The 22,047-nt window shown below is 68.0% G+C and carries 15 protein-coding genes; 11 read left to right on the forward strand and 4 right to left on the reverse strand.

Annotated features, from left to right (window positions below):
* Positions 1–105 precede the first annotated feature (105 nt).
* On the reverse strand, positions 106–366 hold the full coding sequence (locus tag AC07YH_RS08960; protein WP_494746657.1) for a response regulator transcription factor: 261 nt from the start codon (positions 364–366) through the stop codon (positions 106–108).
* Between the two features lie 281 nt (positions 367–647).
* Here AC07YH_RS08960 and AC07YH_RS08965 point away from each other — a divergent pair, with 281 nt between their 5' ends.
* A complete protein-coding gene (locus tag AC07YH_RS08965) occupies positions 648–1,325 on the forward strand; it encodes a FadR/GntR family transcriptional regulator (RefSeq protein ID WP_494746658.1) in 678 nt (225 codons plus the stop codon).
* Here AC07YH_RS08965 and AC07YH_RS08970 read toward each other — a convergent pair.
* Positions 1,296–1,883, reverse strand: coding sequence for a gluconokinase (locus tag AC07YH_RS08970; RefSeq protein WP_494746659.1), 588 nt, complete (start codon positions 1,881–1,883; stop codon positions 1,296–1,298). The two genes, AC07YH_RS08965 and AC07YH_RS08970, sit on opposite strands and share 30 nt — an antisense overlap.
* 138 nt (positions 1,884–2,021) lie before the next feature.
* Here AC07YH_RS08970 and AC07YH_RS08975 point away from each other — a divergent pair, with 138 nt between their 5' ends.
* The 5 genes from AC07YH_RS08975 (at position 2,022) to AC07YH_RS08995 (ending at position 13,751) form a co-directional block, all read left to right on the forward strand.
* Positions 2,022–5,033 (forward strand): glycosyl hydrolase family 28-related protein, encoded by a 3,012-nt coding sequence (locus AC07YH_RS08975; RefSeq protein ID WP_494746660.1) that lies wholly within the window; start codon positions 2,022–2,024, stop codon positions 5,031–5,033.
* A 16-nt stretch (positions 5,034–5,049) separates the two neighbouring features.
* A complete protein-coding gene (locus AC07YH_RS08980) occupies positions 5,050–8,082 on the forward strand; it encodes a glycosyl hydrolase family 28-related protein (protein WP_494746661.1) in 3,033 nt (1,010 codons plus the stop codon).
* A 221-nt stretch (positions 8,083–8,303) separates the two neighbouring features.
* Entirely contained in the window at positions 8,304–11,255 is a 2,952-nt protein-coding gene (locus AC07YH_RS08985; RefSeq protein WP_494746662.1) for a TonB-dependent receptor plug domain-containing protein, read from the forward strand.
* A 155-nt stretch (positions 11,256–11,410) separates the two neighbouring features.
* Positions 11,411–12,463, forward strand: a complete 1,053-nt coding sequence (locus tag AC07YH_RS08990; RefSeq protein ID WP_494746663.1) for a LacI family DNA-binding transcriptional regulator — start codon at positions 11,411–11,413, stop codon at positions 12,461–12,463.
* The gene (locus AC07YH_RS08995) at positions 12,456–13,751 is read left to right on the forward strand and encodes an MFS transporter (protein ID WP_494746664.1); all 1,296 of its coding nucleotides are present in this window, start codon (positions 12,456–12,458) and stop codon (positions 13,749–13,751) included. The genes AC07YH_RS08990 and AC07YH_RS08995 overlap by 8 nt, the downstream gene beginning before the upstream one ends.
* A gap of 24 nt (positions 13,752–13,775) precedes the next feature.
* Here AC07YH_RS08995 and msrA read toward each other — a convergent pair whose 3' ends face one another.
* Positions 13,776–14,288: a peptide-methionine (S)-S-oxide reductase MsrA gene (gene msrA / locus AC07YH_RS09000; protein ID WP_494746665.1), complete on the reverse strand. Its 513-nt coding sequence runs from the start codon at positions 14,286–14,288 to the stop codon at positions 13,776–13,778.
* A 207-nt stretch (positions 14,289–14,495) separates the two neighbouring features.
* On the opposite strand from msrA, the gene AC07YH_RS09005 reads away from it, so the two are divergent.
* Genes AC07YH_RS09005 through AC07YH_RS09025 form a run of 5 tightly spaced genes read left to right on the forward strand, consistent with a single transcriptional unit; the run spans position 14,496 to position 21,610 of the window.
* On the forward strand, positions 14,496–16,751 hold the full coding sequence (locus AC07YH_RS09005; protein ID WP_494746666.1) for a TonB-dependent receptor: 2,256 nt from the start codon (positions 14,496–14,498) through the stop codon (positions 16,749–16,751).
* A 23-nt stretch (positions 16,752–16,774) separates the two neighbouring features.
* Complete coding sequence (locus AC07YH_RS09010; protein WP_494746667.1) at positions 16,775–18,403, forward strand: carboxylesterase/lipase family protein; 1,629 nt, start codon at positions 16,775–16,777, stop codon at positions 18,401–18,403.
* Positions 18,400–19,104 carry a TetR/AcrR family transcriptional regulator gene (locus tag AC07YH_RS09015; protein ID WP_494746668.1) on the forward strand — a complete coding sequence of 235 codons (705 nt, stop codon included), beginning with the start codon at positions 18,400–18,402 and terminating at the stop codon, positions 19,102–19,104. Before AC07YH_RS09010 ends, AC07YH_RS09015 begins: the two co-directional genes overlap by 4 nt.
* Entirely contained in the window at positions 19,101–19,883 is a 783-nt protein-coding gene (locus tag AC07YH_RS09020) for an SDR family oxidoreductase (protein ID WP_494746669.1), read from the forward strand. The genes AC07YH_RS09015 and AC07YH_RS09020 overlap by 4 nt, the downstream gene beginning before the upstream one ends.
* Positions 19,883–21,610, forward strand: a complete 1,728-nt coding sequence (locus AC07YH_RS09025) for an acyl-CoA dehydrogenase family protein (RefSeq protein WP_494746670.1) — start codon at positions 19,883–19,885, stop codon at positions 21,608–21,610. The genes AC07YH_RS09020 and AC07YH_RS09025 overlap by 1 nt, the downstream gene beginning before the upstream one ends.
* Here the strand turns inward: AC07YH_RS09025 and AC07YH_RS09030 are convergent.
* A complete protein-coding gene (locus AC07YH_RS09030; RefSeq protein WP_494746671.1) occupies positions 21,607–21,912 on the reverse strand; it encodes a hypothetical protein in 306 nt (101 codons plus the stop codon). The two genes, AC07YH_RS09025 and AC07YH_RS09030, sit on opposite strands and share 4 nt — an antisense overlap.
* Between the last annotated feature and the right edge of the window lie 135 nt (positions 21,913–22,047).

The following is a 22,047-nucleotide window of genomic DNA, read 5'->3' on the forward strand; positions in this document are numbered from 1 at the left end:
CGGATCGAAAGCAATCTATGATTTGAAATTGTTTCAATACATCCAAGGATTGATTTTCCGCACGCTATACGGACGTGGAGTCACTCCCTGGGAGTCTTGGTTGTCCTAGCGACCCGCCGCCCGGGCGGCCTGGGTCAGGGACTGGGCGGCGATCGCGGCCTGGGTCCGGTTGTGGACGTTCAGCTTGCGCATCAACGCCGTCATGTGCGCCTTGACCGTGGCTTCGGCGATGCCGAGGTCGTGGGCGATCTGCTTGTTGAGAAGGCCCAGATTGACGCCCTCCAGCACCTTCATCTGGGTCGGCGTCAAGGCGCCGAGCGCGGTTTCCGGGCCTTGGCCGGCGTCGCGGATGTCCATCGTAGTCATGCGTGAACCCCTCTGTCTCTTCCCTGCGCCTCCGTCTTCGGAAGCGTGGCGACCGGATCGTGTTGGCTGCCGCTCTGAGTCGGCTGGTCCGGTTCGCTGATTTTCAGATGTTAGCGTTATCTGTTAGACAAGTTCAAGGGGTTTTGGCGATGTGAGCGTGAACATCGCGCCTGTATCGTCATATCCTTGAAATCTGTCATACAGGTTTGGGCGTTATAAGGCGCAGGGGTTGGCCTCGCGACGCGAATGGCCCGATGGTGGCGTCAGCGAAGGGGAGAGCGATGAGCGAGGGGCGCCTTGCCGACCGGGCCTATACGGGCATCGTCGAGATGATCAACAGCGACGGCCTGGAGATCGGCGACCGCCTGCCGTCGGAGGCGCGCCTGGCAGAGATGTTCGGCATGTCGCGGACCGTCGTGCGCGAGGCCCTGGTGCGCCTGGCCGCCGACAGCATCACCGAGGCGCGGCGTGGCGCGGGCTCGTTCATCAAGAACCGGCCCTCCGACAAGCTGGGCGCCTACATGCCGCTGTCCGAGCTGCCCTCGACCATGGGCAGCTACGAGGTGCGCTTCGTGCTGGAGGCCGAGGCCGCGCGGCTGGCGGCGGTGCGGCGCTCGGCCGAGGAGATGGTCGCGATCGAGGCGGCGCTGTCGGCCTTGCGCACCGCCCTGATGTCCAGCGCCCCGGCCCACGTCGAGGACATGGAGCTGCATCGGCAGATCGTGCTGGCCACCGCCAATCCGGCCTTCCTGGTCGCCTTCGAGGCGCTGGAGGCCGATGTCGATCGCATCATGCGGGCCGGCGTCGACATCTCGCGCTCGCGGCCGCCGGAGGCGATCGCCGAGATGATGAGCGAGCACGAGATGATCGTGGACGCGATCCGGGCTCAGGACGGCGATGGCGCGGCTCTCGCCATGCGCTGGCACCTGTCACGCGGGCGGAAGCGGCTGATGCCCTAGGGACGCGGCGGCGCCGATCGTCCGTATCCGCGTGTCGAGCCGTTCCTGGACCAGCACGCTCAGCTGTTCGGGCGGCAGGCCCGCGTCGAGGGTGAGGATGGCCTCGTCGGCGTGCGGGAGCTCCAGGGTGGCCAGCTGGCTGGTCAGCAAACTGACCGGCATGTAGTGGCCTGAGCGCTGGCTGAGGCGGCGCTGGAGTTCGTCGGCGCTGGCGTCCAGCAGGACGAAATCGACGGCGCCGCCGATCGCCTCGCGCAGTCGCTCGCGATAGCCGCGTTTCAGCGCCGAGCAGGCCGCCACGACCCGTCCTTGCGTCGCCAGGGTGTCGCCGATGGCCGCGCCCAGCCGGTCCAGCCACGGCCAGCGGTCGTCGTCGACCAGGGGTTGGCCCGCCCGCATCTTGGCCACCGCCCGCGCGTCGTGGAAGTCGTCGCCTTCCAGGAAGGGGCAGTCCAGCGCGCCGGCCAGCAGCGCGCCCAGCGTCGACTTCCCGCAGCCGCTCACGCCCATGACGATCACGGCGAGGCCTTCGGGGCGGGCATGGCGCGATGACGGCAAGCGGGATCCTCGGCTTCGAGGCGGATGGGAACTGGGGTTCTAGCGGCGCGCCGCCGGGCCGTAACTACGACCATGGTCGCGGTGGTCGCGGACGCGCGCGGCCTTATCACTGTTCCCAAAGTAGATTTGGGGAGTGGCATGAGAGCGATCCTGTTGTCGGCGGTCTTGATGGCCTCGTGCTCCGGAGCGGCGATGGCCGCCGCCTCGGAATCCTTCTTGCCCAAGGCCCCGGACGATCCTCGCGCGATCACCGTCAAGGGCGTGGGCGACGGCAAGGCTGACGACACCGACGCGGTCCAGAAGGCCATCGACGCGGCGCGCGACGGCACCGGCCATGGCCTCGTTTTCCTGCCCTCGGGCCGTTATCGCCTGACCCGCAGCCTCCTGGTGCCGCCGGGCGTGCGCGTGTTTGGCGTCGGCAAGACCCGGCCGACCTTCGTGCTGGGCGCCAATACGCCGGGCTTCCAGGAGGGTGTGGGCACGATGGTCGTGTTCACCGGCGGCGACCAGTACCAGGTCGGCGACATCCCCGTGCCGGTGCCGACCGTGCGACCCGCGACCACCAAGGTCCGCGACGCCAATTCCGGCACCTTCTATTCGTCGATGGCCAATGTCGACATCGAGATCGGCGAGGGCAATCCGGCCGCCGCGGGCGTGCGCTTCCGCATGGCCCAGCACGCCTTCCTCAGCCACATGGACTTCCGCCTCGGCTCGGCCTTCGCCGGGGTCTACCAGGCCGGCAACATCATGGAGGACGTCCACTTCCACGGCGGGCGCTACGGCATCGTCACCGAGAAGACCTCGCCCGCCTGGCAGTTCACCCTGGTGGACTCGACCTTCGACGGCCAGCGCGACGCGGCGATCCGCGAGCACGAGGTCGACCTGACCCTGGTCAATGTGGCGATCAAGAACACGCCCGTCGGGATCGAGATCGACAAGGGCTACAGCGACAGCTTGTGGGGCAAGAACGTCCGCTTCGAGAACGTTTCCAAGGCCGGCGTGGTGATCTCGGCCGAGGACAATGTCTTCACCCAGGTCGGCTTCGACAACGCCGTGGCTTCCAACACACCGGTGTTCGCGCGCTTCCGCGACAGCGGCAAGACCGTGGATGGCAAGGGCAAGGCGTACCGGGTGGCGAACTTCACCTACGGCCTGACCCTGCCGGGCCTGGGCCATGTGGGCGAGTACAGGACGATCTCGGACATCGCGCCGTTGAAGGCCTTGCCGAAGGCTGGTGCGCCGGCGCTGCGGGCCACGCCGCCGATCGGCGAGTGGACCAACGTCAAGACGCTGGGCGTCAAGGGCGACGGGACGACCGACGACACCGCCGCCCTGCAGAAGGCCATCGACAGCCACCGCGTGCTGTACCTGCCGGTCGGCTTCTACATGGTCAGCGACACGCTGAAGCTGAAGGCCGACACCGTGCTGATCGGCCTGCATCCGGCCCTGACCCAGCTGGTCATCCCGGACGGCAATTCCCGCCACGCCGGCGTCGGGGCGGTGAAGCCGATCCTGGAGACGCCGAAGGGCGGCGACAACATCCTGTCGGGCATCGGGCTGTTCACCGGCCGCATCAACCCGCGCGCCTCGGCGCTGCTGTGGCGATCGGGCGAGAAGTCCCTGGTCACCGACGTCAAGATCATGGGCGGCGGCGGCACGCCCACCGCCGACGGCAAGCCGCTGGACGCGGCCCGGGCCCGCAGCAACGATCCGGTCGCCGACGGCCGTTGGGACGCCCAGTATCCCAGCATCTGGGTGACCGACGGCGGCGGTGGCACCTTCGCCAATGTCTGGAGCCCCAACACCTTCGCCTCGGCCGGCTTCTACATCAGCGACACCAAGACGCCCGGCTTCATCTACGAGGTCTCGGTCGAGCACCACGTGCGCAACGAGTTCGTGCTCGACAACGTGGAGAACTGGGAATTCCTCGCGCCCCAGACCGAGCAGGAGGTCGGCGACGGCCCCGACGCGGTGTCGCTGGAGATCCGCAACTCCAGGAACATCCTGTTCGCCAACTATCACGGCTATCGGGTCACGCGCTCGTATCACCCGGCCGAGACGGCGGTGAAGCTGTTCAACTCGACCGACATCCGCTTCCGCAACGTCCACATCAACGCCGAAAGCGGGGTGGCGCTCTGTGACACGATCGGCTGCGGCACCTATCTGCGGGCCAGCAAGTACCCGTTCGAGAACGCCATCCAGGACAAGACCCGCAAGCTGGAGGTGCGCGAGCGCGAGTTCGCGGTGCTGGACGTGAAGAACGACCAGCCGGCCCCGCCGCCGGCCAGCCCCGATGTGAAGAAGCTGGAGACCGGCTTCTGGTCGATCTCGGGCGCGACGGTGGGTGCGGATGGGGCGCTGTATTTCATCGAGAAGCGGTTCCAGCGGATCTATCGCTGGACGGCGGCCAAGGGGCTGGAGATCGTCCGCGACAGCTCGCTGGACCCGACCAACCTGGCGGTCGACCGTTCGGGCAACCTGCTGGTGGTCTCGTCCTACGGTCCGCAGGCGTCCGTCTACTCGATCGATCCGAACGGTCCCAAGGACCAGATGACGATGATCGCGCCGACGTCCGTGTCCGCGCGGGCTGGCAGCAAGACGCTGTTGCCGGTCAACTGGTGGAACAACGGCGAGTTCAAGGACCAGTATGACCCGGCCAAGGGCGAGTTCACCACTCTGGCCGAAATGTTCGCCCGCGATGTCGGCACGCCCAAGACCCAGGAATATGTCTCGCCTGACGGCAGCGTGGCGCTGCCGGCCTTCCGGGTCTGGCAGCAGGGGCCGCCGGACCATGTCGGCTGGCGCTGGGCCGACAGCCTACAGACCAACGGCCTGATCGCCGGCGCGGTCGGCGAGCGGCTGGTCTTCACCAACGGCTCGGAGAACAAGACCTATAGCGGCCAGGTCGGTCCCGGCGGGACGCTGACCGACCTCAAGGTCGTCGCCGATCGCGGCGGCGAGAGCGTCGCGGTCGACGGCCAGGGGCGGGTGTTCGTCGCTAACGGCCAGATCTTCCAGTACGGCCCCGACGGCCAGCAGGTGGGTCGGATCGACGTGCCTGAACGGCCGCTGCAGCTGATCTTCGGCGGGGAGGGCGGCAAGACGTTGTTCGTCCTGACTCATCATTCGCTCTACGCTGTGAATCCGTAGGGTGGGGAAGTTTGTCATGAAGCATTGGCTGGTCTTGGGCGCGGCTTCGATCGCGCTGGGCTTGGCGGGTAGTCCTGCCTGGGCCGGGCCCTCGGTCCTGGCCACGGTCCCCGACGATCCGGCCGCCGTCGTGGTCAAGGCCAAGGGCGACGGGAAGACCGACGACGGCGCGGCCATCCAGGCGGCGATCGACGCGGCGGCGGCCAAGCCGGGCGGCGGTCTCGTCTTCCTGCCCTCGGGACGCTACCGGATCACCAAGACCCTGTTCCTGTGGCCGGGCGTGCGGGTGTTCGGTGTCGGCGCCACGCGGCCGCTGATCGAGCTGCCGGACGTCACGCCGGGCTTCCAGAAGGGCGTGGCCAACATGGTGATCTTCGCCGGGGCCAAGCGCGATCCGGCCGGTCGTCCGGTGGCCTTCCCGCCGCCGGGCAGCGTGCCGTTCGACAAGAGCGTGCCGGACGCCAATCCCGGCACCTTCTACAGCGCGATGGGCAATATCGACTTCAAGATCGGCAAGGGCAATCCGGCCGCTACGGCGATCCGCTTCCATGCCGCTCAGCACGCCACGCTGACCCACATGGACTTCGACATCGGCTCGGGCCTGGCGGGCCTCTACCACGTCGCCAACGAGGCCGAGGACCTGCACTTCAAGGGCGGTCGCTACGGCATTCTCGCCGAGAAGCCGTCGCCGGCCTGGGGCTTCGTGCTGCTCGACTCGACCTTCGAGGGCCAGCGCGACGCGGCGATCCGCGAGCATGAGGCCGGCCTGACCCTGGTCAATGTGGCCATGAAGGACACGCCCGTCGGCATCGAGATCGACAAGGGCTATGGCGACTGGTTGTGGGGCAAGGACGTCCGCTTCGAGAACGTCTCCAAGGCCGGCGTCGTCATCTCCAACGAGGCGAATGTCTACACCCAGGTGGGCTTTGAGAACGCCGTGGCGTCCAACACGCCTGTGTTCGCCCGTTTCCGCGACAGCGGCAAGACGACGGCGGGCAAGGGCAAGACCTATCGCGTGTCGGCCTTCAACCACGGCCTGACCGTGCCCGCGCCGGGCCAGATGGGCGAGTACAAGACGACCTTCCAGGCCGAGCCGCTGAGTGCGCTGCCCAAGCCCAACGCGCCCGCAATCCGAGCCCTGCCGGCGACGGCGGACTGGACGAACGTCCGCGCGCTGGGGGCCAAGGGCGACAACGCCACCGACGACACGGCCGCCATCCAGAAGGCGATCGATACGCATCGAGTGGTCTATTTCCCGACCGGCTTCTACCGCGTCACCGACACCCTGAAGCTGAAGCCCGACACGGTGCTGATCGGTCTGCACCCCAGCCTGACCCAGATCGTGCTGCCCCACGCCACGCCGGCTTATCAAGGCGTCGGCGCGCCCAAGGCGCTGGTGGAGTCGGCCAAGGGCGGGGACAACATCGTCTTCGGTCTGGGGCTCTACACCGACGGCGCCAACCCGCGCGCCACGGCGCTGCTGTGGACCGCCGGCGCGACCTCGATGGTCAATGACGTCAAGTTCCAGGGCGGCCACGGCACCAACCTGTTCGATGGCACGCGGGTCATCCCCTACAACGCCAACGGCACGGCCGACGCCGACCCGGCCAAGCGCTGGGCCGGGCAGTATCCCAGCCTGTGGGTGACCCATGGCGGCGGCGGGACGTTCTCGAACGTCTGGAGCCCCAACACCTATGCCTATACCGGCATCTACGTCTCCGACACACAGACGCCTGGCCACGTCTACCAGGCCTCGGTCGAGCACCATGTGCGCACCGAGATCACCCTCAATCGCGTCGCCAACTGGGAGTTCCTGGCCCCGCAGACCGAGGAAGAGGCCGGGGAGGGCGAGGACACCGTCTCGCTGGAGATCCGCGACTCCAAGAACATCCTGCTGGCCAACTATCACGGCTATCGCGTCACCCGGACGCGCAAGCCGGCGGCGGCCGCGGTGCGGGTCTACAATTCGAGCGACATTCGGTTCCGCAACGTGGCGGTCAATGGCGAGAGCGGCCTGGGAACCTGCGACGAGAACGGCTGCGCGACCTTCACGCGCCTGACCAAGTATCCGTACGAGAACGCCATTCTGGACGTCACCAGCGGTCTGGAAGTGCGCGAGCGCCAGTTCGCGGTCCTGGACCTGAAGGCCAACCCGCCTCCAGTCGCGCCCTCGACCCTCGCCGGCGCCAAGGTCGAGAAGCTGGCTGACGGCTTCTTCTCGCTGGGCGGCGGCGCCGTCGATGCGAGCGGGACCCTGTATTTCGCCGACCGCAAGCATCAGCGCATCTACAGCTGGTCGGACGCCCGCAAGCTGTCGATCGTGCGCGACAACACGCTCGACCCGATCAACCTGGCGGTCGACGCCTCGGGCAACCTGCTGGTGCTGTCGTCGGACGGCCGCAACGGCTCGGTCTACAGCTTCAAGCCCGGCAGCCCGGACGACCAGGTGACGCTGATCGCCGCCACGCCGGCCGCCGACCATGCGAGCGCGGCCACGGTGCTGCCGGTCAACTGGTGGAACAACGGCGAGTTCAAGGACCAGATCGATCCTGAGACCTACCAGTACCCGACCCTGGCCGAGCTGTTCGTCCGCGACATGGCCGTGGGCAAGTCGAAGGAATATGTCTCGCCGGACGGCAGCCTGGTCCTGCCGGCCTATCGCGTCTTCCAGCAGGGACCGCCGGACTATCGCGGCCTGCGCTTCTCCGACTCGCTGGACACCTACGGCTTCACCGCCGTGAAGCCGGGCCAGCGGGTGTTCCTGACCAACAGCTCCGAGAACAGGACCTACAGCGGCGTCGTCGGGAAGGGCGGGGCGGTCACCGACCTGAAGGCCTTCGCCGACCGGGGCGGCGAGAGCGTCGCGACGGACGGGCAGGGGCGGGTCTATGTCGCCAACGGCCAGGTGTTCGTCTATGGGCCGGACGGCAAGGAACTGGGCCGTATCGATACGCCCGAACGGCCGCTGCAGCTGCTGTTCGGCGGCGCCGATGGGCGGACGCTGTATGTCCTGAGCCACCACGCGCTCTACGCGGTCCGCCCGCGCTAGGAAGCATCGATAACCGATTGAAAACGCCCGGGTCGCCTCGCGTCCCGGGCGTTGACGTTTGAGCCGAGCCAAAACCCGGAAGACCTACGACCATGGTCTAATAGTTAGCGGTCCCACCGTCTGACACAGTCCCCCTCAGATCATCGAACGATGGTCTCAATGAAAAATTGGGAGGGTGTAGGATGAGCGTTGTCGGTAGCGCGCGGGGGCGGTCCCCCATGATGAGCGCTTTGCTCGCGACCAGCGCGGTCGCGATCGTCATGACGGCCGGAGCGGCCCAGGCGCAGACGGCCCCGGCCGCCGAGCCGTCGAGTGATACAGCGCTGTCGGAAATCGTCGTCACGGGGACGCGGATCCGGTCCGAGGGCTTCACCGCCCCGACCCCGACCCAGGTGCTGGGCCAAGCGGAACTGGAGCGCGCGGCCCAGCCGAACATCTTCACCGCCATCACCCAATTGCCCTCGCTGCAGGGTTCCAGCGGCGCCACCACCGGCACGTTCAGCACCTCGAGCGGCCAGCAGGGCCTTAGCTCGTTCTCGCTGCGGGGCCTTGGCACCATCCGCACCCTGACCCTGCTGGACGGCCAGCGGGTCGTGCCGGCCAACGTCACCGGCGTTCCCGACATCAGCCTGTTCCCGCAGCTGCTGGTCGAGCGGGTCGACGTGGTGACCGGCGGCGCCTCGGCCTCCTACGGCTCGGACGCGGTCGGCGGCGTGGTCAACTTCGTCACCAACAAGAAGTTCGTGGGCTTCAAGGCCAACGTCCTGACCGGCGTCACGACCTATGGCGACAACCACCAGTGGCTGGCCCAGGTCGCGGCCGGCAAGAACTTCATGGACGACCGCCTGCACGTCCAGGTCAGCGGCGAATACGACTGGGAAGAGGGCGTCCCGGCGGGCGGCTTCGGCGAGGACGCGCCGGGCAGCCGCGACTGGTACACGACCGCCACCCTGGTCAATCGCGGCGTCACCAATGACGGCGCGCCGCAGTACCTCTATCGCGAGCACGCCCAGGCCTATCAGTACGCCAAGTACGGCCTGATCAGCGCCGGCCCGCTGCAAGGCACGGCCTTCGACATCGCCGGCAACCCGTTCCAGTTCCAGTACGGCGGCGGCGGCGTGCCGTCCAAGGCGGCCAACGGCGCGGTCAGCGGCTGCTTCACGAACGGCGGCTTCTGCGTCGGCGGCGACCTGTCGGGCAATGTCGGCATCGGCACCTCGCTGCAGTCCCGGATCGAGCGGATGGGCAGCTACGGCCGCATCGGCTACGACCTGAACGACAAGAACGAAATCTACGGCACCCTGAACGTCGCCCGCGTCAAGAGCAGCAACCAGCCCAACCCGGGCGCGGCCTCGACCAACCTGACGATGTCGTGCTCGAACCCGTACCTGCCGGCTTCGGTCGTTGCGGCCTGCGCCGCCAACAACATCACGACCTTCAGCTTCGGCACCAGCAACGCCCTGCTGCCGCGCAACATCTCGGTCCATCCGACGCGGACCCAGGTGCGGGCGGTGATCGGCGCCGACGGCCGGTTCGACGCCCTGGGCAAGGAATGGCGCTACGACGCCTATTACACCCACGGCCAGAACACGACGAACATCCACGTCAACGACATCCTGCTGATGCCGCGCTATCGCGCCGCCATCCAAGCCACGACCGTCGGCGGTCAGATCGTCTGCGCCGACCCTATCGCTCGCGCCAACGGCTGCGTGCCGATCAACGTCTTCGGCGGCAAGACGCCCAGCGATGCGGCCCTGGCCTACATCACGCCCAAGAATGGCCCCTACCAGCACTCGGTGCAGAAGCAGGACGTCGCCAGCATCAACTTCAGCGGCGAGCCCTTCTCGCTGTGGGCTGGTCCGGTGTCCCTGGCGTTCGGCGGCGAGTGGCGCAAGGAGCAGTACCACGTCCAAGGCGACCCCTACGGCGATGGCAATACCGACTCGCCCAACACCGCCGACTATCCGGCCGATCCGGTCCTGACCGCCTCGGGCGCCAACTGGTTCGCGGGCAACTACCACTCCGGCGCCGGCAGCTATTCGGTGAAGGAAGCCTATGCCGAAGTGAACATCCCACTGGTCAATTCGGAAGCCGCGGGCCGGGCCAACCTCAACATGGCCGGCCGCTGGACCGACTACAGCACCTCGGGCACCGTCTACACCTGGAAGGTCGGCGCCACCTGGGACACGCCGATCGACGGCGTCCGCCTGCGGGCCGTCACCTCGCGTGACGTCCGCGCGCCGAACCTGTCGGAACTGTTCGCCGCGCCGGTGACGACCACGCTGCCGAACTTCACCATTCCCTCGAACGGCACGCCGCCAGCCGGCCAGCCCTCGGGCGGCTCGCTGACGGTTCTGCAGAATGTCGTGGGCAACCCCGCCCTGAAGCCGGAAATCGCCAAGAACGTCACCATCGGCGCGGTGCTCTCGAACCCGCAATGGCTGCCGGGCTTCAGCGTCTCGGTCGACTGGTACAACATCGTCCTGAACGGCGGCATTTCCAGCCTGGGCGCTCAGCAGATCGTCAACTTCTGCTATGCGGGCCTGACCCAGTTCTGCGGCGCCTTCAACTTCACGCCGGCTCAGGGCACGGCCTTCGTCAATTCCCAGACGTTCAACCTGGCCTCGATCAAGACCAGCGGCTTCGACATCGAGAGCAGCTACCGCTTCGAACTGCCCAGCGTGCCCGGCCGCTTCACGGTCCGTGGCCTGGCGACGAACACCCACAAGTTCGTCACCAACCCGGGCATCCCCGGCGCGATCGCGGTCGACTCGGCCGGCCAGAACTCCGGCGCCACGCCGGACTGGAAGTTCCTGGCCATCCAGTCCTGGGACAACGACAAGTTCGCCTTCAGCGTCCAGGAGCGCTGGTTCAGCGATGGCCGGTTCGGCGGCACGACCACCGACTACATCGAGTGCAAGGCCGGCAGCTGCCCGGTCTCAACCGGCACCAACCCGACCATCGACTACAACCACATGAGCGGCGCGACCTATGTCGACATCAGCGCCTCGTACAAGTTCGGCAAGGGCCTGCAGATCTACGGCAAGGTCGACAACCTGCTGAACCGTGATCCGACGCCGTCGCCGCAGACCAACACGGGCCTGGACGCCAACCCGGCGCTCTATGACCTGCTGGGCCGCTTCTACCACGTGGGCCTGCGCTACAGCTTCTAGTCCTGCTGCCTCCGCCTCTCCTTCCCCTAGGGCGGCCTCGCCCGGGTCCTGGTCGGCCAAGCGCCGAACCATGGCTCGGGCGTCTTTCTTCGCGCTCCGGGTCGTGGCCCGTGGGCGCGGGAGGATCGCGTTCGAATGACCATCCTGGTGATCCGTTGAACCGGCCGGACCGCGTCCGCGACGCCACCATGGCCGACGTCGCCCAGCGGGCGGGCGTCTCGCGCATGACCGTGTCGCGCGTCATCAACGACGGCGCCGCCAGGGTCCGCGACGACACCCGCCAGGCGGTGCTGGACGCCATCCGCGACCTGAACTTCCAGCCCAACCTGGCCGCCCGCAGCCTGGTCACGGCCGGCGAGCTGCGGATCGGCGTCGTCTATTCCAATCCCAGCGCCGCCTTCATGAGTGACTTCCTCGTCGGTGTGTTCGAGGAGGCTTCCAGCGCCGGCGCCCGCCTGATCCTGGTGAGGGGCGAGAACGGCCAGGCGCCGTCGCTTCACGACCTGCAACCGCTGTTGAACGGCGGCGCTCATGGCGTGGTTCTCGCGCCGCCGCTGGGCGAATCCGCCACCGTGCTGGACGCCTTGCGCGCGGCCCGTCTGCCGGTCGCCGTGGTCGCCGCCGCGCAGCCATCCAGCGACGCGATCAATGTCCGGATCGATGACCGTCGGGCCAGCCAGGCCATGACCCGCCACCTGCTGGACCTGGGTCACCGCCGGATCGGCTTCATCACCGGCAATCCCAACCAGACCGCCAGCGCCGAGCGCCTGGAGGGCGCGCGCGCCGCGATCGCGACGCAGGCGGGGGCCGAGCTCGTTTTGGCCCAGGGCGCGTTCACCTACGACTCCGGCCTGCGCGCCGCGGCGGCGCTGCTCGATGGCGACCAGCGGCCGACCGCGATCTTCGCCAGCAATGACGACATGGCCGCCGCGGCCGTCTCGGTCGCCCATCGCCGCCATTTGGATGTGCCGGGCGACCTGACCGTGGTCGGGTTCGATGACACGACCGTCGCCACCACGCTGTGGCCGCCGCTGACCACGATCCGCCAGCCGGTCCGGATGATGGCGGCCGTGGCCCTGGACCGGCTGTTGCGCGCGCTGCGCTCGGACGAGCCCTCCGCCGCCGACCACGTGCTGGACCACGCCCTGGTCCAGCGGGACTCTACCGCTCCACCCCGACGCGCCGATGAAAGGCCATCGAATGTCTGACCCGTCTCCGGCCCTGGAAGTCGCCACCGTCCGGCGGGTCACCGCGCGGCTGATGCCGCTGTTCTGCCTGATGTACCTGATCGCCTATATCGATCGGCAGAACGTCTCCTACGCCAAGCTGGACATGGTCCAGGCTCTGGGCCTTAGCGAAGCGGCGTACGGCCTTGGCGCGTCACTGTTTTTCATCGGCTACTTCCTGTTCGAGGCGCCGTCGAACCTGATCCTGGCCAAGGTCGGCGCGCGGGTCTGGTTCGCGCGGATCATGTTCACCTGGGGCTTGGTCACGCTCGCGCTCGGCTTCACCCAGAACGCCACGATGTTCTACGTCCTCCGCTTCCTGCTGGGCGTGACCGAGGCCGGGTTCTTCCCGGGCGTGCTGTACGTGTTGACGCTGTGGTACCCGCAGTCGCACCGGGCGCGGATGGTCGGGCTGTTCATGATCGCCAGCGCCATCGCCAACGCGGTCGGTGCGGTTCTGGGCGGCCTGCTGCTGGACCTGGACGGCCTCGCGGGCCTGGCCGGCTGGCAGTGGGTGTTCCTGGCCACCGGCGCGCCGGCCGTGCTGCTAACGCCGTATGTGTTGTGGAAGTTGCCGAACGGCCCGGCCCACGCGACCTGGTTGCCGGACGAGCAGAAGGCCTGGCTGGCCGGCGTGCTGGACGCCGAGCGGGGCGGGGTTCCCGACGACCATCGCGGCGCTTGGAAGGCGATCTTCGATCCGCGCGTGCTGCTGCTGGCGGGGCTCTATATCGGCATGCCGCTCGGCGCTTACGGGCTGAGCTACTGGCTGCCGACGATCGTCAAATCGTTCGGCGTGTCCAACACCACCAACGGCCTGATCAACGTCATCCCCTGGCTCCTGGTCGCTGTCGCCCTGTGGTGGGTGCCGCGCCACGCCGCCAAGCACGGAGCCAGCGCCTGGCACATCGCCGGGCCGGTCCTGATCGGTGCGGCCTGCCTCGTCCTCAGCGTGGTGCTGCCCGGACCGGTGCTGAAGTTCGCCATGCTGTGCATCGCCGCGCCGGCGATCTTCGCCGCCCAGCCGGTGTTCTGGAGCCTGCCGCCCAGCTTCCTGAGCGGACCGAGGGCGGCGGCGGGCATCGCGGCGATCAACGCCATCGGCAACCTCGGCGGCTTCATCGCCCAGAACCTGGTGCCGATGGTGCGCGATGCGACGGGCAGCAACCTGGCGCCGATGCTGGCCCTGGCCGCGGTGCTGCTGGTGACCGCTGGCTTGATCTTCTACGCCATGGGCCGCCTGGACGCGGCGCGAGCGAAGGCCGGATAGCCTCCGCCCGCCACCGCCGAGGGATCAGGTCGTGGCCGTCTCACGGACGGGCAGACGCCAGCCCGGACGGATGAAGTGGCAGGTGTAACCGTTTGGAATCCGTTCCAGATAGTCCTGGTGCTCGGGCTCGGCTTCCCAGAAGTCGCCGGCCGGTTCCACCTCGGTCACCACCTTGCCCGGCCACAGGCCCGAGGCGTCGACGTCGGCGATGGTGTCCAGCGCCACCCGGTGCTGTTCTTCCGAGGCATAGAAGATCGCCGAGCGATAGCTGCGGCCGATGTCGTTGCCCTGGCGATTGCGGGTGCTCGGATCGTGGATCTGGAAGAAGTACTCCAGGATCTGGCGATAGCTGATCACCGCCGGATCGAACTCGATCTCGATGGCCTCAGCATGGTCGCCGTGGTTGCGGTAGGTGGCGTTGGGGACGTCGCCGCCCGAATAGCCGACACGGGTCTTCAGGATACCGGGATAACGGCGCAGCAGGTCCTGCACGCCCCAGAAGCAGCCGCCGGCAAGGATGGCGGTTTCGGTGCTCATCGGCTCAAACCCTTTCAAGGCACGGCCCTAACGGGCCAATTCGCCTCATGAAATGGGGGCGGACGCGCGTGAAGTCCAGCACGCGATTGCGCAGGAATATTGACTGCCGAGTAAGTCAATATTGACTCACGTGTCAGTGTGGTGAGAGGGTGACCACTGTTCGCGGAACAGCGCCAAAAAGGCGCGGCCGGCGACAGGGAGGGAACCATGAAACGTATCGTCTACACCGCGTCGGCGCTCGCGCTGACGATCGCCGCGCCCGCCTTGGCGCAGACCGCGTCGACCGCGCCCAAGACCCAGGCCGCCGAGGAACTGACCGAGGTCGTCGTGACCGCGACCCGCCGCAGCGAGCGCCTGCAGGACGTGCCGCTCAGCGTCACGGCCTTCTCGCAGGCCGAACTGACCAAGAAGGGCATCGTCAGCTACGAAGGCATCGCCCGCGAGACGCCCGGCGTCGTGCTGAACCAGGCCAGCGGCAACAATGTCCGCTTCACGGTCCGGGGCATCTCGACCAACGGCTGGGGCGCGGGCCTGCAGACCACCACCACGGTCTATATCGACGAGCTGCCGCTCACCACGATCGGCAACACGGTGACGCTGGACCCCAACCTCTATGACGTCCAGCGCGTGGAGTTCCTGCGCGGGCCGCAGGGCACGCTGTTCGGCTCGGGCTCGCTGTCGGGCGCCCTGCGAGTGCTGACCAAGAGCCCGGACCTGACCGGCTATGACAGCTCGGCCCTGGTCGATCTGGGCTACACGCCGGACGGCGAGGGCGTGCGCCGCCGGTTCAACGGCATGGTCAACCTGCCGCTGGTAAAGGACGCGCTGGCCCTGCGGGTGGTCGGCTTCTATCGCAACGAAGACGGCTACATCGACAACGTCGGCACCGGGATCAAGAACGCCAACAAGCTTAAGGACTGGGGCGGTCGCGCCATCCTGCTGTGGCAGCCGAACGACAAGCTCAGCGTCCGCTTGCTGGGCTCGTACGAGGACAGCGATCCGAAGGACTCGTCGCTGAGCTCGCCGTCCCTGGGTGAGCGCAAGCGCTACAGCACGGTGCCGGACCAGTACACGACCAAGACCTCGATCTTCAACGGCACGCTGGAGTACCAGTTCGACGGCGCGAAGCTGACCAGCTCGTCGACCTATTCGAACGCCGACGGCCTGTTCAATGTCGACCTGGGCGGCACCTTCAACCTGGCGGTGCCGTTCTACCTGTTCGACAGCGCGGTCACGAAGACCTTCGTCCAGGAGACGCGCATCGCCTCCGACCCCGGCGGCAAGTTCGACTGGGTGGCGGGCGGCTTCTACCTGCACCGCGAACTGGACCTGAACGGCGAGGACCGCACCACGAGCGCCTTCCTGTCGGCGCGCGGCATCACCGGCCTGCCGGGCACGGTGTTCGCCAAGTTCGGCAGCGACACCAAGACCTACGAACTGGCCGGCTTCGGCGAGCTGACCTATCACCTGAACGACAAGCTGACGGCCACGGGCGGCATCCGCTACGGCAAGTACGGCGGCACGGTCGACACCTATGCGGGCTTCAACTCGGCCTATTTCACCTATGCCTTGTTGGGGATCTCCGGGCCGCTGGCCCTCGCGCCCAACGGGACCTCGACCACCAAATACCCCTCGGCCGAGAAGGCGTCGTGGAAGGTCAGCCTGACCTACAAGCCGTCACGGGACCTGACGACCTACGCCACGGTCTCCACCGGCTATCGCACGCCCGTCTACAACGCCCGCGCCGGCAGCGTCAGCACGGTCAATCCCAGCGACCTGATCATCCCGGCGGGCGCGGGTTCGGACAACCTGACCAACTACGAGGTCGGCCTGAAGGGCCGCTTCCTGGACGGCCGGATGACCGCGGCCCTGGCGGCCTACTATATCGACTGGAAGAACATCCAGGTGCAGGCCAACCGCCAGTCGGACTCGATCCAGTTCGCGACCAATGTCGGCCGCGCCGCGTCCAAGGGCCTGGAGGCCGAGATCAGCTTCACGCCGGCCAAGGGCGTGCTGCTGGGCGTCAACGGCTCGCTGAACCGGGCCAAGGTCACCGAGCTCTCGACCCAGGAAGCGACGATCTCCGGCGCGGTGGACAATGCCCGCCTGGCCTCGCCGCACGTGCAGGGCTCGTTCTTCGGGACGTTCAGCTACGCGCTGAAGGGCCAGACCCAGGGCTTCACCAGCTTCCAGGTCCAGCACGTCGGGTCGTTCCCGAACGGCTTCCCGAACACGCCGGGCAAGGCCGGGGTGGTCAGCCCGCTGTACGGCAACACCGATGCCTACACCTATGTGAACCTGCAGACCGGCGCGCGCTTTGGCCGGACCACCGTGACGCTCTACGGCGAGAACCTCGGCAACAGCGGGGCCACGACCTACATCCATCCGGAAGCCTTCGTGTACAGCCGCTTCGCCATCCTGCGGCCGCGCACGTTCGGCGTCCGCCTGGGCTACAACCTGTGAGCCGCCTTTGGGCTGGTCTCAGCTTGGCCGTCGCCGTCCTCGTGGCGGCGCCGGTGCAGGCGCAGCAAGTCTCCCGCCAGGGCGCGCTGCAAGGCGTTCAGGCGGACGGCGTCACGGCCTACAAGGGCGTCCCGTACGCCCAGCCGCCCGTCGGCCCGCTGCGCTGGCGCGCGCCGGTTCCGGCCGAGGGCTGGAAGGGCGTGCGCGACGCCAAGGCGTTCGGTCATGCGTGCCTCCAGCCGCCGCAGGACCCCAAGGGCCTCTACGCCGGCGGCATGGCGTCGATGAGCGAAGACTGCCTGACGCTGAACGTCTGGGCCCCGACCGGCGCCAAGAAGTTGCCGGTTATGGTCTGGATCCACGGCGGCGCGCTGCTGGGCGGCGCCAGTTCCGAACCGCTCTATGACGGGGCCAAGCTAGCCAAGCAGGGGATCGTGCTGGTCTCGATCAACTACCGCCTGGGCCTGCTGGGTTACTTCGCCCATCCGGCGCTGAGCGCTGAGTCGCCGGGGCGTCTCTCCGGCAACTACGGCCTGCTCGACCAGATCGCGGCGCTGAAGTGGGTGCGGGACAATATCGAGGCGTTCGGCGGCGATCCGGGCCAGGTGACGATCGCCGGCGAGTCCGCCGGGGGCCTCAGCGCCATCGCCTTGCTGGCCAGCCCGCAGGCCAAGGGCCTGTTCAATAAGGCCATCGTCGAAAGCGGCTACATGCCGGCCTATCGCGCCTTGCGCGACGAGACGCTGGGGCTGCCCTCGGCCGAGGCCGCTGGCGTCGCCTTGGGCGACAAGGCCGGCGCCAAGACCGCCGACCAGCTGCGCTCGGCCAATATCGTCAAGCTGTTCATGGCTGGCATGGCCACCGGCTGGCAGCCCGAGCCGGTGATCGACGGCGTGGTGCTGGAGCGCCAGCTGGCCGAGACCTTCGCGCGCGGCGAGCAGGCTAAGGCCCAGGTCCTGGCCGGCTTCAACGAGGGTGAGATCCGCTCGCTGATGTTCCTGATGCCGAAGGCTCCGGCGACCTCGGAGGCCTATGTCGCCGATGTGAAGAAGCGCTTCGGGGCCAAGGCCGACGCCTATCTCGCCGTCTATCCCGGCGCCGATCCGAGGGCCGATGTGATGGCGTCGATCCGCGACGGGCTCTACGGCTTCGCCGCGCAGTACCTCGTCCAGCAGCAGGCGGCGATCGGGCAGGGGAGCTATCTCTACTATTTCCGCCACGCCACCCCGGCCCAGAAGGCCCGCGACCTGGCGGCCTTCCATGCCAGCGAAATCCCCTACGTCTTCGGCCAAGTAGGCGAGGGCGCGGCGCTGGGGCCCAACTGGCCGAAGCCGCCGCTGAGCGCCGAGGAAACCGCGATGTCGGATGCGATGCTGAACTACTGGGTCTCGTTCGTCCGCACCGGTGTTCCGACGGCGCCCAGCGAGACGGCGTGGCCGCGCTTCACAGCCCAGGAGCGCGGCTACCTCGACATCGACCAGCGGCCGACCGCCCAGCGTGACCTGCAACCCGCCGCCTTCGCTTGGGCGCAAGGCCTGGTCGCCGAACGCCGCGCCCAGGGCAAACCGTGGCGGCTGGACATCGGCTTCTCAGCCTTCCCCGCGGTGAGCGTTGACGCCCCGGACACGAACCGGCAACCAGAGGCTCGATGAGCGATACCGATCAAACCCAAGAGTCGACGGCTCCGCGCCCGGGCAAGCACAAGGCGCGGGCCCGCGAGCAGTCGATCGAGCGGATCCTGGACGCCGCCGAGCAGCTGTTCGCCGAGTTCGGCTATCACGGCGTGACCTTGAAGGACGTGGCCGCGCGGATCGGCGTCAGCTCGACGCTGATCCACTACCACTTCAACGGCAAGGAGAGCCTGTTCGAGGCCGTCTGGGCGCGCCGCGCGCCGGTCTCGGCCCAGAACCGCCTCGACGCCATGCGCCGCTACGCCGAGGCCGTCGGCGACAAGGTCACGGTCGAAGGGGCGCTGCACGCCTGGATAGACACCGACCTCAATGTCCAGATCCACGACACCGAGCAGTGGCTGGCCTTCGGCCAGATCAGCGCCCAGGCCAACAGCGCCGCCGGCTGGGGCGCGGAGAAGATGGGCAAGTACTTCAACCCCGTCGTCCTGGCCCTGATCGACCTCTTGAAGAAGGCGATGCCCGACTGCGACGAGGCGACGATCTTCTGGGGCTACCACTTCGTCTCGGGGGCCATGACGCACAACATGGCCCGCACCGGCCGCCTGGACGACCTGTCCCACGGCCTGTGCTCGTCCAACGACTTCGAGTCGATTCGCCAGCACATGGCCACCTTCATGGCCGCGGGCTTCAAGGCGATCTGCCAACCGGAAGGTGGCAAATGAGCAAGATCCTGAACGGCCTCTTCGACTTGACCGGCCGCGTGGCGATCGTGACCGGCGGCTCGCGTGGGCTAGGCCTGCAGATCGCCAGCGCGCTGGGCGAATATGGCGCGATCCTGGCCCTTGTCGCCCGCAAGCAAGGCGAGCTGGACGCCGCCGTGGCCGAACTGGCCGCCAAGGGCATCCAGGCCGAGGGCTTCGCCGCCGACCTGGGCGCGGCCGACGCCGCCACGACCCTGACCGAGCGGGTGCTGGCCCGCTTCGGCCGCATCGACATTCTCGTGAACAACGCCGGCACGGTCTGGGGCGCGCCGGCCGAGGCCTATCCGATCGAGGGCTGGAACAAGGTCATCGACCTCAATGTCACCGGCCTCTTCCTGCTGACCCAGGCGGTGGCGCGCGAGGCGTTCCTGAAGCAGGGCAAGGGCGCGGTGGTCAATGTCGCCTCGATCGAGGGGCTGATGGGCCACCATCCCGACCAGCTGGGCACCATCGCCTACAACACCGCCAAGGGCGCGGTGGTGAACATGACCCGGGCCCTGGCCGCCGAGTGGGGCCCGAAGAACATCCGCGTCAACGCCGTGGCGCCGGGCTATTTCCCGTCGAAGATGACCGCCGCCACGATCGGCGAGCACAGCGAGAGGATGCTGCGCGACACGCCGCTGGGCAAGCTGGGCGGCGAGACCGACCTGATGGGGCCGGCCCTGCTGCTGGCCTCGGACGCCGGTGGCCACATGACCGGCCAGATCCTGGTGGTCGACGGCGGCGCGACGATCATCTGATGAGCACCCTGCTGGACCGCCGCGACGTCGACTTCCTGCTGCACGCCTGGCTGAAGGCCGGCGAGCTGGTCGACCGCGAGACCGTCGACGCCATCCTCGACCTGTCGGAGCAACTGGCCACCGACCAGTTCCTGACCCACTACAAGCGCAGCGACGTCGAGGAGCCGCGCCTGGAAGACGGGCAGGTCCGGGTCTGTCCGCCGATCCACGACGCCCTGGCCCAGTATGCCGAGCTGGGGCTGTTCTCGGCCGGCTTCACCGAGGAGCAGGGCGGGCTGGGCCTGCCGTACCTGGTCTGCGCGGCCTCGTTCGCCTTCTTCGCCGCCGCCAACACCGCCACGGCCGCCTATCCGATGCTGACCGTGGCCAATGCCCGGCTGATCGCCACCTTCGGCTCGGCAGCCCAGGTCGAGACCTTCGCCAAGCCGCAGATCGAGGGCCGCTGGTTCGGGACCATGTGCCTGTCGGAGCCGCAGGCCGGCTCCAGCCTGGCCGATGTGCGGACCAAGGCCACGCCCGACGGCGAGGACGGGTTCGGCCATCGCTATCGCCTGGCCGGCAACAAGATGTGGATTTCGGGCGGCGACCAGGACGTCAGCGAGAACATCGTCCACCTGGTGCTGGCCAAGGTCCCGAATGCCGACGGAACCCTGCCCGAGGGCACGGCCGGCATCTCGCTGTTCATCGTGCCGAAGGTCCTGCCGGACGGGTCGCGCAACGACGTCAGCGTGGCGGGCCTCAATCACAAGATGGGCTATCGCGGTACGGCCAACTGCCTGCTGAACTTCGGCGAGACGGGCGGGGCGACCGGCTGGATCGTCGGCGCGCCGGGGCAGGGCCTGCGCCAGATGTTCCTGATGATGAACGAGGCCCGGATCGGCGTCGGCATGGGCGCGGCGGCCATGGGCTATCGCGGCTATCGGCTGTCGGTGGCCTATGCCCGCGAGCGGCTGCAAGGCCGCCCGTCCGGTCAGCGCGGTGGCCCGCCCGTGGCGATCATCGAGCACCCCGACGTGCGCCGGATGCTGTTGCAGCAGAAGGCCTATGTCGAAGGCGCTCTGGCCCTATGCCTCTATTGCGCCAGGCTGGTCGACACCCAGGACGAAAGCGCCGAGGCCGCGGCCTTGCTGGGCCTCTTGACCCCCGTCGCCAAGACCTGGCCGTCGGAATACGGCCTGGCGGCCAACGACATCGCCATCCAGATCCACGGCGGCTACGGCTACACCCGCGACTTCGACGTCGAGCAGCTGTGGCGCGACAACCGCCTGAACCCGATCCACGAGGGCACGACCGGCATCCAGGGCATGGACCTGGTCGGTCGGAAGGTCCTGGCGGACGGGGCCGGCTTGCCGGTGCTGGAGCGGTCGATCGACAAGACCGTGGAGGCGGCGAGGGCGGTTCCGGGTCTGGAGGCTCATGCCGAAGCCCTTGCCGACGCCTGGCGTGCGGTGGCTGAAACCATCGACCTCCTGCGGGATTGCGAGGGCGCGGCGGCGCTCGACAACGCTACGGCTTTCCTCCAGGCGTTCGGCCATGTCGTCGTGGCCTGGCTGTGGCTGGATCAGGCGACAGTCGCTGCGGGTCTGGATGACCGGGACCTGGTCGAGGGCAAGTTGCGAGCCTGTCGGTTCTTCTTCGAGTGCGAGTTGCCCAAGGTCGGCGCGCTGCTGGCCTTCGTCGGCTCACGCAGCGACGTCGCCTCGGCCGCCCCGATCGCGATCTTCTAGCGCGGTGCGCCGCCCCTCCAGGGGCGGAGCGCGACGGCGAGCAGGGCGACGATCACCAGATACAGGCCGCCGCCCAGAACCAAGGAGGCGGGCCCGACCTGCCATTGGAAGAACGCCAGCACCGCGATCGTCAGCGGCAGGGCGTCGATCAGGCACGCCGTCCAGGCCAGGGGCTTGCGCGCCCAGGCGGGCGGGCCGTCGGTTTCCCAGTTGCTGAGGTCCACGTGCGTGTCCGGAGTCTCGTCGACACCGGGCGTGGCGGCGACTTCGGTTCGCACATTGCGGCCAGGTTGCGCCTTCACGGGAGCGTTTCCTTCTCAAGCCGCTTCCAGAAAACCTGAGGGGGCGATGATCGCCGCCGGCCGGAGCCGCCGGCGACGATCCCGCTCGGGTGTCAGTGCGTGCGTTGGTCCCCACCACCATCACGCGCTAAACGC

This window comes from Caulobacter sp. GW456-12-1-14-TSB4 (assembly GCF_059424195.1).

Coding starts and splice junctions, on each gene's coding strand:
- AC07YH_RS08960 (WP_494746657.1), bottom strand. CDS start 366: ATGACTACGATGGACATCCGCGACGCCGGCCAAGGCCCGGAAACCGCG.
- AC07YH_RS08980 (WP_494746661.1), top strand. CDS start 5,050: ATGAAGCATTGGCTGGTCTTGGGCGCGGCTTCGATCGCGCTGGGCTTG.
- AC07YH_RS09020 (WP_494746669.1), top strand. CDS start 19,101: ATGAGCAAGATCCTGAACGGCCTCTTCGACTTGACCGGCCGCGTGGCG.
- AC07YH_RS08975 (WP_494746660.1), top strand. CDS start 2,022: ATGAGAGCGATCCTGTTGTCGGCGGTCTTGATGGCCTCGTGCTCCGGA.
- AC07YH_RS08985 (WP_494746662.1), top strand. CDS start 8,304: ATGAGCGCTTTGCTCGCGACCAGCGCGGTCGCGATCGTCATGACGGCC.
- AC07YH_RS08965 (WP_494746658.1), top strand. CDS start 648: ATGAGCGAGGGGCGCCTTGCCGACCGGGCCTATACGGGCATCGTCGAG.
- AC07YH_RS08995 (WP_494746664.1), top strand. CDS start 12,456: ATGTCTGACCCGTCTCCGGCCCTGGAAGTCGCCACCGTCCGGCGGGTC.
- AC07YH_RS09005 (WP_494746666.1), top strand. CDS start 14,496: ATGAAACGTATCGTCTACACCGCGTCGGCGCTCGCGCTGACGATCGCC.
- AC07YH_RS09015 (WP_494746668.1), top strand. CDS start 18,400: ATGAGCGATACCGATCAAACCCAAGAGTCGACGGCTCCGCGCCCGGGC.
- msrA (WP_494746665.1), bottom strand. CDS start 14,288: ATGAGCACCGAAACCGCCATCCTTGCCGGCGGCTGCTTCTGGGGCGTG.
- AC07YH_RS09025 (WP_494746670.1), top strand. CDS start 19,883: ATGAGCACCCTGCTGGACCGCCGCGACGTCGACTTCCTGCTGCACGCC.